The organism is Serratia sp. CY32780, from assembly GCF_052169135.1.
Lineage (GTDB): Bacteria > Pseudomonadota > Gammaproteobacteria > Enterobacterales > Enterobacteriaceae > Serratia > Serratia sarumanii.
The window spans coordinates 42,014-55,967 of the sequence record NZ_JBJNLI010000007.1; the positions used below are offsets into that span (position 1 = coordinate 42,014).

The window sequence follows — 13,954 nt, forward strand, 5'->3', positions numbered from 1 at the left end:
GGCGCACGCCGCGTGCAGAATATCACCAGGCCGGCTTTTGCCGGCCTTTTTTATGGGCTGCGCACTATGTCTGACAATCTCCTTCAACAGGCGGCCCCGGCCGTGCCGATGCCGCCCGCCTCCCCCAGCACCTACGGCGACGAAGAGCTCACCTGCCCGATGCTGAAACAGCGGCTGGAGCAGTTCCAGCTGTGGCTGGCGGCGGCTTTCGACGCCGGCTCCAGCGCCGAAAGCCTGGTGGCGGCGCGCAGCGACTTTATCGATCGCCTGCTGCGCCGGCTGTGGACGTTCTACGGCTTCGAAGATATCCCGGAAACCGCGCTGGTGGCGGTCGGCGGCTACGGCCGCGGCGAACTGCACCCGCTGTCGGACATCGACGTGCTGGTGCTCAGCCAGCGCCGGCTGACGGAACAGCAGTCGCAGCGGGTCGGCGAATTCATCACCCTGCTGTGGGATCTCAAGCTGGAAGTGGGCCACAGCGTGCGCACTCTGGAAGAGTGCCTGCTGGAAGGGCTGGCGGATCTGACCGTGGCCACCAACCTGATCGAATCGCGCATGATCTGCGGCGACGTCGCGCTGTTCCTGCAGATGCAAAAACATATCTTCAGCGACGGCTTCTGGCCTTCGCCGCAGTTTTTCCACGCCAAGATCAACGAGCAGCAGGAGCGCCATCAGCGCTACCACGGCACCAGCTATAACCTGGAGCCGGATATCAAAAGCAGCCCCGGCGGCCTGCGCGATATTCACACGCTGCTGTGGGTGGCGCGGCGCCACTTCGGCGCCACTTCGCTGGACGAAATGGTCGGCTTCGGTTTCCTCACCCAGGCCGAGCGCAACGAGCTGAACGAGTGCCAGAGCTTCCTGTGGCGCATCCGCTTCGCGCTGCACCTGGTGCTGCCGCGTTACGACAACCGCCTGCTGTTCGATCGCCAGCTCAGCGTGGCGCAGCTGCTGCGCTATGAAGGCGAAGGCAACGAGCCGGTCGAGCGCATGATGAAAGACTTCTACCGCATGACGCGGCGCGTCAGCGAACTGAACCACATGCTGCTGCAGCTGTTCGACGAGGCCATTCTGGCGCTGGACGCCACCGAGAAGCCGCGCCCGCTGAACGACGATTTCCAGCTGCGCGGCGATCTGATCGACCTGCGCGACGAAACGCTGTTTATCCGCGAGCCGCAGGCCATCATGCGCATGTTCTACCTGATGGTGCGCAACCGCGAGATCAAGGGCATTTATTCCACCACCGTGCGCCAACTGCGTCACGCGCGCCGCCACCTGAAACAGCCGCTGTGCACCATTCCGGAAGCGCGCGATCTGTTTATGGCCATCCTGCGCCATCCCGGCGCGGTGTCGCGCGCGCTGGTGCCGATGCACCGTCACAGCGTGCTGTGGGCCTATATGCCGCAGTGGGGCAAGATCGTCGGGCAGATGCAGTTCGACCTGTTCCACGCCTATACCGTCGATGAACACACCATCCGCGTGCTGCAGAAGCTGGAGAGTTTCGCCGACGACCAGACCCGGCCGCGCCATCCGCTGTGCGTGGAGCTGTATCCGCGCCTGCCGCACCCGGAACTGCTGCTGCTGGCGGCGTTGTTCCACGATATCGCCAAAGGGCGCGGCGGCGACCACTCGATCCTCGGCGCGGAAGACGTGGTGGAGTTCGCCGAACTTCACGGCCTCAACTCGCGTGAAACCCAGCTGGTGGCCTGGCTGGTGCGCTGCCACCTGCTGATGTCGGTCACCGCGCAGCGCCGCGATATCCAGGATCCGACGGTGATCCAGCAGTTCAGCAGCGAAGTGCAGAGCGAAACCCGCCTGCGCTATCTGGTATGCCTGACGGTGGCCGACATCTGCGCCACCAACGAAACCCTGTGGAACAGCTGGAAACAGAGCCTGCTGCGCGAGCTGTATTTCGCCACCGAGAAACAGCTGCGCCGCGGCATGCAAAACAGCCCGGATCTGCGCGAACGCGTGCGCCATCACCGCCTGCAGGCGCTGGCGCTGCTACGCATGGACAACATCGACGAAGAGGCGCTGCACCGCATCTGGAGCCGCTGCCGAGCCGACTATTTCCTGCGCCACTCGCCGAATCAGCTGGCCTGGCACGCCCGCCACCTGCTGGCCCACGATTCCACCCAGCCGCTGGTGCTGGTCAGCCGCCAGGCGACGCGCGGCGGCACCGAGATCTTCATCTGGAGCCCGGACCGCCCTTATCTGTTCGCCGCCGTCGCCGGGGAGATGGATCGCCGCAATCTGAGCGTGCACGACGCCCAGATCTTCACCAACCGCGACGGCATGGCGATGGACACCTTTATCGTGCTGGAGCCGGACGGCAGCCCGCTGGCGCAGGATCGCCACGCGGCGATCCGCCAGGCGCTGCTGCAGGCCATCACCCAGCGGGAGTATCAGCCGCCGCGCGTGCGCCGGCCCTCTTCCAAGCTGCGTCACTTCAGCGTGCCGACCGAGGTCACTTTCCTGCCGACCCATACCGATCGCCGCAGCTACCTGGAGCTGACCGCACTCGACCAGCCCGGCCTGCTGGCGCGGGTGGGCGAAGTGTTCGCTGACCTGGGGCTGTCGCTGCACGGCGCGCGCATTTCCACCATCGGCGAGCGGGTCGAGGACTTGTTTATCCTGGCCGACGGCGAGCGGCGCGCGCTCGACCAGGAAACGCGCAGAAAGTTGGAGCAACGGTTGACAGAGGCCCTCACCCCAAACGATAAAATGTGATACAAGTAACTTTTTACCGACAACATCAGGAAAGAGAACAGCATGCAGCAATTACAGAACGTTATTGAAAGCGCCTTCGAGCGCCGTGCGGACATCACCCCGGCGAACGTAGACACCGTAACGCGCGAAGCGGTAAACCAGGTGATCGGCCTGCTGGACAGTGGCGCCCTGCGCGTCGCCGAGAAGATCGACGGTCAATGGGTCACCCATCAGTGGCTGAAGAAAGCCGTGCTGCTCTCTTTCCGCATCAACGACAACAAGGTGATGGACGGCGCGGAAACCCGCTACTACGACAAGGTGCCGATGAAGTTCGCCGACTACGATGAAGCGCGCTTCCAGAAGGAAGGTTTCCGCGTCGTGCCGCCGGCCACCGTGCGCCAGGGCGCGTTCATCGCGCGCAACACCGTGCTGATGCCGTCTTACGTTAACATCGGCGCCTACGTCGACGAAGGCACCATGGTCGACACCTGGGCCACCGTCGGTTCTTGCGCGCAGATCGGCAAAAACGTTCACCTGTCCGGCGGCGTCGGCATCGGCGGCGTGCTGGAGCCGCTGCAGGCCAACCCGACCATCATCGAAGACAACTGCTTCATCGGCGCGCGCTCCGAAGTGGTGGAAGGCGTGATCGTGGAAGAAGGCTCGGTGATTTCGATGGGCGTATACCTCGGCCAGAGCACCCGTATCTATGACCGCGAGACCGGCGAAATCCATTACGGCCGCGTGCCGGCGGGTTCGGTGGTGGTTTCCGGCAACCTGCCGTCGAAAGACGGTTCCTACAGCCTGTACTGCGCGGTGATCGTCAAGAAAGTCGACGCCAAAACGCGCGGTAAAGTCGGCATTAATGAGTTATTGCGCACTATCGACTAAATTGAAATAGCGGGTGATTCACCCGCTATTTTTTTGTCTGCGTTTCGCTGGCAGTCACAGTCGCAGACCTCGCTTTCCGCCATAATTGCAGTCGTGGAATATAACGATCACATCTAAAGAGGGCGCAGTATGTACGATAACTTGAAGAGTTTGGGCATCAATCAACCGGAAGACGTCGATCGCTATAGCCTGCGTCAAGAGGCCAACAACGACATCCTCAAGATCTATTTCCGCAAGGACAAGGGCGAGTTCTTCGCTAAAAGCGTGAAGTTCAAGTACCCGCGCCAGCGTAAAACCGTGGTGGCGGACAACGCCGGCCAGGGCTACAAGGAAATTCACGAGATCAACCCGAACCTGCGTTACGTGATCGACGAACTGGATCAGCTGTGCCAACGCGATCAGGTGGAAGTGGATCTGAAGCGTAAAATCCTCGACGACCTGCGCCATCTCGAAGGCGTGGTGTCGCACAAGATTGCCGAGATCGAAGCCGATCTGGAAAAACTCACCCGCGGCAAGTAATGCGGATCGGTTGATCCGCATCATCGCCAAGGCGCCCTTTCGCGGCGCCTTTTTACTTTACGATTGCAGCAGCGTGCCCCACTGCTCGACCCACGGGCAGGCGGCCACTTCCGGCTCCGGCTGTTCCATCGCATCGATCTCCAGCACTTCACCAACGCGGGTAGCGCCCTGCTCCTGCAGCAGCGCGTCGAACGCGCGCCCGGCGCCGCAGAAGTTGTCATAGCTGCTGTCGCCGAGGGCGATCAGCCCATAGCGCAGCTCCGGCTGGTAGCCGACCTGATCGCGAATGGCGTGGAACAGCGGCGCGATGCTGTCCGGCAGATCGCCCTGCCCGGTGGTGGAGGTAATCACCAGCGCGTAGTGCTGACGGTAATACTGCCAGGCCTCCAGCGTGCCCTCTTCGAACAGTTTGACCTCATGGCCCTGCTCGCTGAGGATGTTTTGCGCCTCTTCCGCCACCAGCAGCGAATTGCCGTAGACCGTTCCCACGAAGATACCAACCTGAGCCATGGCTCCTACTCCCTTCATTACCTTTAAAAATTGTCAGCTATCCTGACCGTTAGCCGCGCTAAACTCAACCCCGGCAAGTTCAGGGAATACTCCCGCCCAGCCGAACTGCGCCATCACCCCTTGCCAGTCTTCGTCCCAGCGCGCCGTCACCCGCAGCGCCTCACCGGTCACCGGGTGCGTCAGCTGCAGATGGCTGGCGTGCAGCATCAGGCGCGGGCAGCCGAAATGCTGCGCCATGCCACGGTTCTGCCGCAGATCGCCGTGCTTGCTGTCGCCGATGATCGGATGGCGAAGATGCGCCATGTGGCGCCGCAGCTGGTGCTTGCGGCCGGTTTCCGGCTGCAGCTCCACCAGGCTGTAGCGCGCGCTGTCGTAGCGGCCGACGGCCACCGGCATCTCTACCTGCGCCAGCGGCCGGTAGTGCGTCACCGCCGGCTGCGGCCCTTTATCGGCATCGGCATGTTTATCGGCGATTTTGTCCAGCTCCGCCGTCAGCGGGTAGTCGAGGGTCGCCCCCTCCTGCACGTAGCCGCGCACCACCGCATGGTAAGTTTTCTGCACCTGATGCTGCTCGAACTGCAGCGACAGCAGACGCGCCACCTCGCTGGAGAGCGCCATCAGCAGCACGCCGGACGTCGGGCGATCGAGACGGTGCACGGTAAAGACGTGCTGCCCGAGCTGATCGCGCACCGTCTGCATCATAAAGCGGGTCTCATGACGATCCAGCCAACTGCGGTGCACCAACCAACCCGACGGCTTGTTCACCGCCACCAGGTGTTCATCCTGATACAAAATCTCAATCACATCGCTTTCCCAGGTAAATAGCCGTTTCGGGCGCGAGTATAACAGGCGTGCGGCTCAGCGCTAGTTCACCCATTCGATGGTCACCAGCCGCGTATCGGCGCGGCCGCGATCGTCCACCGCCCGAATGCGGTAGCGCCCGTTGTCGATCGGCCGCCAATCGATCGGCTTTTTGCTGGCGCTGCTGCCGAGATAGATATCGTCGACGAACCAGTACACCGTCTTGCTGTCGGCGTCCGTCACCGCGTTGAAGGCGATTTTATCTCGCCCCTGCTGCGACTGGCGCAGAGTATAGGTGGTGTTTTTCAGCGGCGAAGTGATGCGCGGCGCGTTGCCGCCGACGGCGATGCCGTTGTCCTTGCAGCGGTTGACCGGCGGCGCCCGCTTCGGCAGCCCGGCCTGGGCGAACACGTTGGCCAGATCGGAAGGCCAGAACTCAAAGATTTCGGTGCGGGTCTGCGCCGCGTCATACGGCGGGCAAACGACCTCGCCGCTGTGAATATCCAGCACCACCGGCCGATAGACGCTGTCGACCTTGATCGGCGACTTGCCGGGAATGAACCAGGTCTTGCCCTTCTGCTGGCACCACGGCGTCGGCAGATCGCCGCTGGCGAGGCAAATATCCACCCGCCGCAGCCGTTGGGGGAACGGGTGCTTCGGTTCCCGCAGGCCGGGGTAGCTGGCATTGACGCTGTCGATGATGTTGAAGAACAGCGGCGCGGCCGCCTCGGCGCCGACCAACGCATTGTTGCCGCGCCCGTCGAAGTTGCCTTCCCATACCACCAGCACGTAAGGGCCGAAAATCCCGACGCTCCAGGCGTCGCGAAAGCCCCAGGAAGTGCCGGTCTTCCAGTACACCGGCAGCGAAGAAGAACGCTGCGCCAGCGTATCGCCCGGCCGCCGGTGCTGGCGCAGCATATCCAGCGTGATGAAACTGGCCTCCTCGCTCAGCAGCCGCACCGGCGTCGATTCGGCCTCGTTCAGTTGCATACGAAGCGGCCGCAGCTCGCCGCGGTTCGCCAGCAGCACATACAGCTTCGCCAATTCCTGCGCCGTCACCTCGCCGCCGCCCAGCACCAGCGACAGCCCGTAGTGGCTTTCGTTGGCCATATTGGCGACGCCGGTCAGGCGCAAAAACTGATAAAAGGTCGGCTGGCGCAGCTGCGAGGCGACATACACCGCCGGGATGTTGCGGCTGAAATTCAGCGCGTCGGTGGCGGTCACCGGGCCGAGAAAGCGCCGGTCGAAATTTTCCGGCGCATAGGCGCCGAACGACGAAGGCACGTCCTTCAGGATGGTCATCGGATGCAGCACGCCCTGTTCCATGCCCAGCGCGTAGATGAACGGTTTGAGCGTCGAACCCGGCGAGCGCTTGGCGTTGGTGCCGTTCACCTGCCCCTGGATCGGCCGATTGTAATAATCCGCCGATCCCACCAGCGCGCGCACCCCCATATCGCGGCTGTCCACCAGCAGCACCGCGGCGTTTTGGATGCCGCGGCTGCGGTTGCGGGCGATAAAGGCATTGACCTGCCGCTCAACCAGCCGCTGCAACCCGGCGTCCAGCGTGGTGTCGACGCGGGTATCGCGCTGCACCAGTTGCTGCATCTGCTGGCGCAACTGTTCGATAAAGTGCGGCGCGATATAGGGCACTTGTTCGGGCTGGCGCAGCGCCAGCGGCAGGCGGAACAGCGTTTGCTGGCTGGCGTCGGTGGGGTAAACCCGCTGCCAGCGCTGGAACAGACGGTTGCGCGCCTGGGTCAACGCGGTGCCGAGCACGCCGGTTTTCGGCTCCAGACGGTAGCTGGGCGACTGCGGCAGCACCGCCAGCGTCAGCGCCTCCGGCAGGGTCAAATCCTTCGGCGACTTGGCGAAATAGATCAGGCTGGCGGCGCCGATGCTTTCGATGTTGCGACCGTAAGGGGCGTAATTCAGGTAGGCTTCCAGGATATCGCGCTTGGAGTAGCTCAGTTCCAGCTGCACCGCACGCAGCACCTGCAGCAGCTTGCCGCCCGGCGTGCGGGTGTTGAGATGCCAGCGCATGCGCGCCAGCTGCATGCTGATGGTCGATCCGCCCTGCATTTTGCCGCCGGCGACATAGCTGCGCCAGAAGCCGCGCATCAGGCTGACGGGGTTAAAACCGGGGTTGTAGTAGAACCAGCGGTCTTCGTGCAGCAGCAGCCCGCGCACCGCCAACGGCGACACCTGCTCCAGCGGCGTCCACAGCCGGTAGCGGTCGTCGTTGGCCAGGGTGATGCGCAGCAGCGCACCGTGCCTGTCGTAATAGACGGAAGACTGCGGCAGCCCCTGCCACAGGGGCGGATGCGGCCACAGCCGAATCGCGGCCAGCAGCAGCGCCAGTAAAAACACCGCCATCAAGCCGTTTTGCAGCACGCGCCCGGTCAGGATCTTCATACGTTCTCACCCCCCCGGCGCCAGACGCTGGCCTGGCGCCGGAGCCGGCCTAGTCGTTGCCCGCCGGCACCACCACCAGCTTGCCGCCGCCGGCCGACATCGCCTGTACTTCACGATCGTACATGGCTTCGCCGTAGGCCGGTGGAACAATAAAGCTGCCGGTATTGGTGGCCTTGATCTGATAGACGAACTCCTGCACCTCGGTGCCGGCGCTGCCGTAGATAATCACCCGATCTTCACGGATATCGCTGTAATCCGGCGCCCAGGTGGAGCCGGTGGCGGCCAGCGGCGACTGCCAACCGCCGCGGTCTTCGCTCTCCTCGCCGCCATCGGCCGGTTCCGGCGGCGTTTGCTGCACCACTTCGAACCCGCCCGGCAGCAGATCGACGATCGCCAGGTTGCTCTGCCCCTCTTTCGAGTTGGCGCGCACCTTCAGATGGACGTTGATCTTCTGCCCCAGCGTCACCTGCGTCACCGGCTTGCCCTGTTCGTCGGTGTAATCGCGGACGATCTCAATGCCGCGCGACAGCGCTTTTTGCGGCGCATTCAGGTCGTAACCGGCCTGCGTCACCACATACCAGGCCGGCGCATTGCCGCCGTTGGTGAAGCGCACCGCGGTGGCATCGGCGTTGAACTGCCCCTGAACGAACAACCCCTGCAGCTCACTGATGCGCTGCGGCTCGCCGCCGCTTTTGCCTACCTGCACGATGCCCAATGCATCCGCATTGGCGGATTGCGCCGCCACCTGGGCCGAATAGCTTTCCAGCGCCAGAATGCTCATCGCGGAGGAGTAGGTGGTATAACGCTCTTCTTTCAGCGCCTTGACCATATTCTCCAGCACCTGCGGCGGGATCGACGCCACCTTCTCCGGGAAGTGACGGGTAATCAGATACAGCCGCGTCGCATCCTGCACCAGCGGATCGAAATAGTTCTGCGTCCACCAGGCGCTGTCATACGCCTTGCTCAGCTGCTGCCAGCTCGGTTGCAACAGCGCGGCGGCTTCGTCGTCCATCTTCAACAACCGATAGGAAGAAGCCAGATACAGCGCGCTCAGATCGGTTTTCCACCCTTCGCCATAGCGTTTTTGCAGCGTATCCTGCACCGCCGCCAGCGAGTTGGTGGTCACTTCACCCTGCAGCGTCAGCAGGTAAACCGCCCAGCTGCGCAGGCGCAGCAGATACAGATCGTCGAATCCGCTGGCCGCCAGCTCGCGCAATGCGCCGTTGGCCTCGTCCAGCATGCCTTCCGGCAGGGCGTAGCCCGCCGCTTTGGCTTCGAGCAAATACTGCACCACATAAGGCGTGACGAAAGGATCGGCATCCGGCGACGAACGCCAGGCGCCGATCGCTCCGCTGTCGTTCTGGCGCGCGCGCAGCACGCCAAGCAGGTTGCGCAGCTGCTTGCTGACTTCCGCCTGGCTCAGGCTGCTTTTCATCTCGGGGTGGCGGCTCTGCAGCATCAGCGGAATTGAGCGGCTGACGATCTGCTCGGAACAGTAATACGGGTAATCCGCCAGGTATTGCGCCAGCCCGCTGGTCAGCACCAGCGGCGAATTCGACACCGCCGCCCGGCGCTGCGCGAAAGCGTCAAACATCTGGCGCAGGCCATCGACGTTCTGACTGCCGCCGCTCATGCGCCCCATCACCGACTGGGTACGGTACGGCGCCGCCGGCCGCACCGAGGTGCTGACAGTGCGGCGGCTGGCCTGGTCGCCGTAACGGGCGTCGAACACCAGCGGCGCATCGCCCAGCACGGCTTTGGCGCGCAGGCGGAAAGCGATCACGCCTTCGCGTTTTTCCGCCAGCGTCAGGCTTTGCGTCGCGTTGCCCACCACCTCCAACTGCTGCGGCGGCGTCAGTAGGACATTGATAGCCACCGACTGACCGTTCAGCCCGTCGAGGTTGTTGCTGACGCCCACGCTGACGTCGAACTCGTCGCCCGGCGCCACCATCGCCGGCACGTTCGGCGTCATGATGAAATTGTCGCGCACCGTGGCGGCGGTTTGCGCCTTGCCGATTTTCTCCGGGGTCACCGAAATCGCCATCACGCGGATCTTGCCGTTGAAGTAGTCCGGCACCGGGTAAACGAACTGCTTCTCGCCGCTGACCTCGGTAATGCCGGACCAATAGGCCACCGGCTTGTCGCGCTTGCGCTTGAACGGGTTGAGGTTGAGATCCAGCCCCTCGCCCGCATCGCCGCCCGGCGCCGCGGTCAGCGCCATCAGCTTGCTGAACTCCGGCAGGATCAGATCGAGGATCTGCGAGCTGCTCACGTTCAGTTCGCGCTTGCTGAAGAAGAACTCCAGCGGATCCTTCAGGCGGTAGCGCGCCACCTGCAGAATGCCCTCATCGACGGCGAACAGCGCCACCTGCTGCGGCGCGTCGGTCTTGACGGTCATCGTCAGGTTTTCACCCGGCTTGATGACCTCCGGCGCCGTCACCTCGAGGCTGTTTTGCCGCGCCTTGGTGCTGATCTTGAACGGCATCACGCCATAGCTCAGCGGGCTCATGAAGATCTCGCTGGAGTTGATATCGCGCATGAACTGCACGTTGATGTAGCCGTTGCCCTCCATGCCGGCCGGCACGCGGATCTTCTGCACCGAGCTGGTGGTGTCGGTGTGGAACCACTGCCAGGCGTAAACCCTGTCCTTCTCGATGGTGATCAAGCCGCTGCCGGTATAAGGCGCGTTGATCGCCACCTCGATCTCTTCGCCCGGCTGGTATTCCGCCTGGTTCAGTTTCAGCTTCAGTTCGGCGTTGCGATCCAGCGAACGGCTCAGGTTGGCGTTGCCGGCCACGCTGTAGGCGACGCGGTTGAGCGTTTTGCCCTGCGCATCTTCAATCACCAGCACGAAGTCGCCCGGCTTATCGGTCGCCAGCCGCAGATCCGCGCCCTGCCCGCTCAGCGCCAGCGGCTGTTCCGACAGCTGCACTTCCTTCATCTTCGACTGGTATTTGTAAACGCCCGAATCCTGTTTGGTCAGCACCGAAATGTATTTCTGCTCGATCAATACCTGCTTCAGATTCGGCAGGGCGATCTGTTGCAGATTCGGATCGATGGCGATCACGTTCAGATGCCGCTCCGCGTCGCGGTTGATGTAGCCCAGATCGCCGTCCGCCTTCACCCCGATCAGGTAATCGTAAGGCGAAACCAGCGTGCGGGCGGTCGCCGCCACCGAGCGCCCGCCGCCGGCGACGAACGCCTCCGACAGCAGCTGCAGCTGATAAGTGGCGTCGGCGTAGGATTTCAGATCGAGCGGGATATCGGCCGCGCCGTGCTCATCGGTGGTGCGATCTTCCAGCTCGGTTTCGAACCCGTCGCTGTTTTGCCGATTTTCATAGAACGCATAATCCGGGAAGCGATCGAAGCTCGGATACATCGGCCGCAGCGTCAGCCTGGTGCTCACGCGGCGATCCTGCGCCGGAGTGCCGAACAGGTTCTGCACATTGATGCTGGCCTTCAGCTCGGACGGTTTGACCCAGCCTTGCTGACGGTTCGGCGTCAGCGCCAGCTTCACTTTCAGCTGATCCGGTTCGAACTCCTTCACATTGACCGCGGTATGGCCGAGCAGCGTGGAGGTATCGTTGTTTTTGCCGATCAGATACAGATAGACGTTCCACTCGCCGGTAGGCGAGTTTTCATCGGTGGTATAGCTCAGCTCATTGAAACCGCTGGCGCCCAGCGTCAGCGGCACGGTGGTCATCAGCTTGTCGCGCGGATCGCGGATTTCGGCGCGCACCGGCACGCCGGCCAGGCCAACGCCCCAGTCGGCGGCGCGGGTGATCAGGCCGATGTTAAAGGTATCCCCCGGCCGATAAACGCCGCGATCGGAGAACAGGTAACTGCTGAGCGTGCGCGGATCGGTCGGCGTTTGTTCACCGGCGACGTCGAAGCGCGAGAAGTCCAGCCCGCGATCGTTATAGCTGCCGGTCGGCAGGAAGGAGACATCCCCCTCCTTTTCCACCAGGAACATCACCGGCTGGCGCTCGTTGGTGTACACGTCGAGCGCCGGGAAACGCACGTGGCCGTCGGCCCCGGTGGTTTGGCTGAGCAGCGTCACGCCATTTTTGGCCACCACCGACACGTTGGCGCCGCTGACCGGCGCGCCGCTTTGAATCGACTGCACAAAGACGTCGCGCGTCTTATCCTGCGAGCTCTTGGCGACGATGCCCAGATCGGTCACCACCACAAAGCGCGAATCGCCGACGTCGGGCTGATCTTCCCCGGTGCTCTCGTCCGGTTCCTGTTCTGGCTCGGCGCCCGCCTCTTCCGCCGCCGGTTTCCGGTTCGGCTGCCATTCGGACAGCGTCAGCAGGAATACTCCGCGATGGGAACTGGCGTTGGTGGAGAGATAGCGGGAGAGATCGATGCCCTGATAGTTCACTTCCCCCGGCCGCTCGTTGTTGAGCGCCGTCTGGTATTTGAAATGCTCGGTGAAATACTCATCGTTGAGCCGGTTGAATTCCGTTGACGAGTATTCCCGGCTTTTGAAGGAGACGATGTGCTGCAGCTGACTCGGGATCACCCGCTTGATGTCCAGCCGCAGGCCCGCCACGTTGCGCGCCGCCACGCTGATCTGTTTGTCGCCGTTGACCGACAGCAGCGAGCCTGCGGACATGAACTGCAGCGATTTCGGGAACTCCGGCACTTCGACCACTCGATAAACCTTCTTCGGCATTTTGTAACCGCCGACGGAGACCAGCTGGTTGTCTATCTCGATCAGCACGAAGCGGTGCGCCGGAGCTTCAAAGCGGAAGCTGAACTGCGGCTGGTAGGCCTCTTCCGCCTCGTTAAGCGTCAATGGCAATGTCGTCGCCTGCGCCAGCACGTTTTTACCGACGCTGTCGACCGTCCATTGATAGAAATCTTCAGCATCGTTGGCGGTCTCGGCATCGCTCGGATCGTGCTGCGGCAGCAGCCAGGCTTTGGTGGCCCGCGCCAGCTCTTTATCCTTCACCGCATCGCTGAAGCCGACCACCAGCGCACGCTGCCCTTGGCCGCCGTCGGTATCCACCACCTGGGCGCTGGCGTCGCTCAGCGCCAGGCTGTACAGCGTCGGTACTTTGACCCAGTTGCTTTTCGCCTCTTCGACCGCATTGCCGGCCGCCGTCGATTTAACGCCTTTGCCGACGGTCAGATGCACAGCACCGCCCTGATCCAGCGCCTGCAGCGGCTCGGAATGCACCCAGGCGTTCAGTTTTTTCTCGTCATAGACCAGGGAGAAGTTCAGCTTTTTCTCGGAGGAAGCGCTGCCCTCCTTCAATCCCAGCGAAATCTGTTTTTCAAAGCTGGCGACGTCGACCGGCGCATTGAACTGCAAATTGAAAATCGCGCTGCGTTTCTGCGCATCTTGCGGATCGCGGTAATACTCGGCCTGCCCCAGGCGGTAATCGAACGCGGGCACGGTGAAGGCATAGCGGGTTTTGGCGAGCTTGACCTGCGGCGCCAGCAAGGTGGCGGGCTCGAGGGTTACGTCATATTTCGCGCCCATCGGCAGCGGTTTTTTCGGCGTGAACACCAGCGTCGACTCATTGCGCCACGCCCACTGCCCTTCTGCAGCCGGTTTGAGGATGATGCCGGCGCTCACGGTTTTACCCACCGCGCTTATTGCCGCGGCCGAGCCGCTGAAGGTCAGGCTCACCGTTTGCGGCGCCTGCCGGGCGGCGGCGTAGTCTATCGGCTCGGGGTTGGCCAACTCGGCGCTGATCTCCTGAACCGCCATTGGCGCCGGTTCGATGGGCTGGGGGCGGTTTTGCCACCAGTGCCAGCCGTAAAACGCGCCGCCTGTGGCGCCCGCCAGCAGCAGCAAGCCCAAACCGATCGCTTTCGGGTGTTTATCTACGCCGCTTTCGAGCCGCAAAAAACCGCGCGGCAGCGCAGCCCACCAGGCCGGCGCACGCCAGCTGAGGTTGCCGACCAGCGGTCTCAGCAACCGCCCCAACAGCGACAAAATCCCGCCCAGCAGGCGGCAAACGCCCTTAACCAGGGTAAAAGGCAAACGCAGGATAAACCTTAATAAATCCATTATTGCAGCACCTCATCATCCTAATGCAGCCCCCGGTCAACCGCCGCGGTTCAACCGAGCCGAAAGACGCCTTCGGCTCTCCTGCCCGGC

General features: G+C 62.9%; 7 protein-coding genes. 3 read left to right on the forward strand and 4 right to left on the reverse strand.

Annotated features, from left to right (window positions below; translation table 11 throughout):
- The first annotated feature begins 66 nt into the window (after positions 1–66).
- The 3 genes from glnD (at position 67) to ACJ8HH_RS21790 (ending at position 4,116) form a co-directional block, all read left to right on the forward strand.
- The gene (gene glnD / locus ACJ8HH_RS21780; RefSeq protein ID WP_033649826.1) at positions 67–2,730 is read left to right on the forward strand and encodes a bifunctional uridylyltransferase/uridylyl-removing protein GlnD; all 2,664 of its coding nucleotides are present in this window, start codon (positions 67–69) and stop codon (positions 2,728–2,730) included.
- Between the two features lie 42 nt (positions 2,731–2,772).
- On the forward strand, positions 2,773–3,597 hold the full coding sequence (gene dapD, locus ACJ8HH_RS21785; protein ID WP_004931932.1) for a 2,3,4,5-tetrahydropyridine-2,6-dicarboxylate N-succinyltransferase: 825 nt from the start codon (positions 2,773–2,775) through the stop codon (positions 3,595–3,597).
- Between the two features lie 129 nt (positions 3,598–3,726).
- Complete coding sequence (locus ACJ8HH_RS21790) at positions 3,727–4,116, forward strand: DUF3461 family protein (RefSeq protein WP_004931929.1); 390 nt, start codon at positions 3,727–3,729, stop codon at positions 4,114–4,116.
- A gap of 57 nt (positions 4,117–4,173) precedes the next feature.
- On the opposite strand, the gene ACJ8HH_RS21795 is transcribed toward ACJ8HH_RS21790, so the two are convergent.
- Genes ACJ8HH_RS21795 through ACJ8HH_RS21810 form a run of 4 tightly spaced genes read right to left on the reverse strand, consistent with a single transcriptional unit; the run spans position 4,174 to position 13,864 of the window.
- Entirely contained in the window at positions 4,174–4,626 is a 453-nt protein-coding gene (locus ACJ8HH_RS21795; RefSeq protein WP_016929894.1) for a flavodoxin, read from the reverse strand.
- Positions 4,627–4,659: 33 nt separating this feature from the next.
- Positions 4,660–5,430: a tRNA pseudouridine(65) synthase TruC gene (gene truC / locus ACJ8HH_RS21800; RefSeq protein ID WP_060452044.1), complete on the reverse strand. Its 771-nt coding sequence runs from the start codon at positions 5,428–5,430 to the stop codon at positions 4,660–4,662.
- A gap of 60 nt (positions 5,431–5,490) precedes the next feature.
- On the reverse strand, positions 5,491–7,839 hold the full coding sequence (gene pbpC, locus ACJ8HH_RS21805; RefSeq protein WP_060452045.1) for a penicillin-binding protein 1C: 2,349 nt from the start codon (positions 7,837–7,839) through the stop codon (positions 5,491–5,493).
- Positions 7,840–7,888: 49 nt separating this feature from the next.
- Positions 7,889–13,864 (reverse strand): alpha-2-macroglobulin family protein, encoded by a 5,976-nt coding sequence (locus ACJ8HH_RS21810; RefSeq protein WP_060452046.1) that lies wholly within the window; start codon positions 13,862–13,864, stop codon positions 7,889–7,891.
- Positions 13,865–13,954 lie beyond the last annotated feature (90 nt).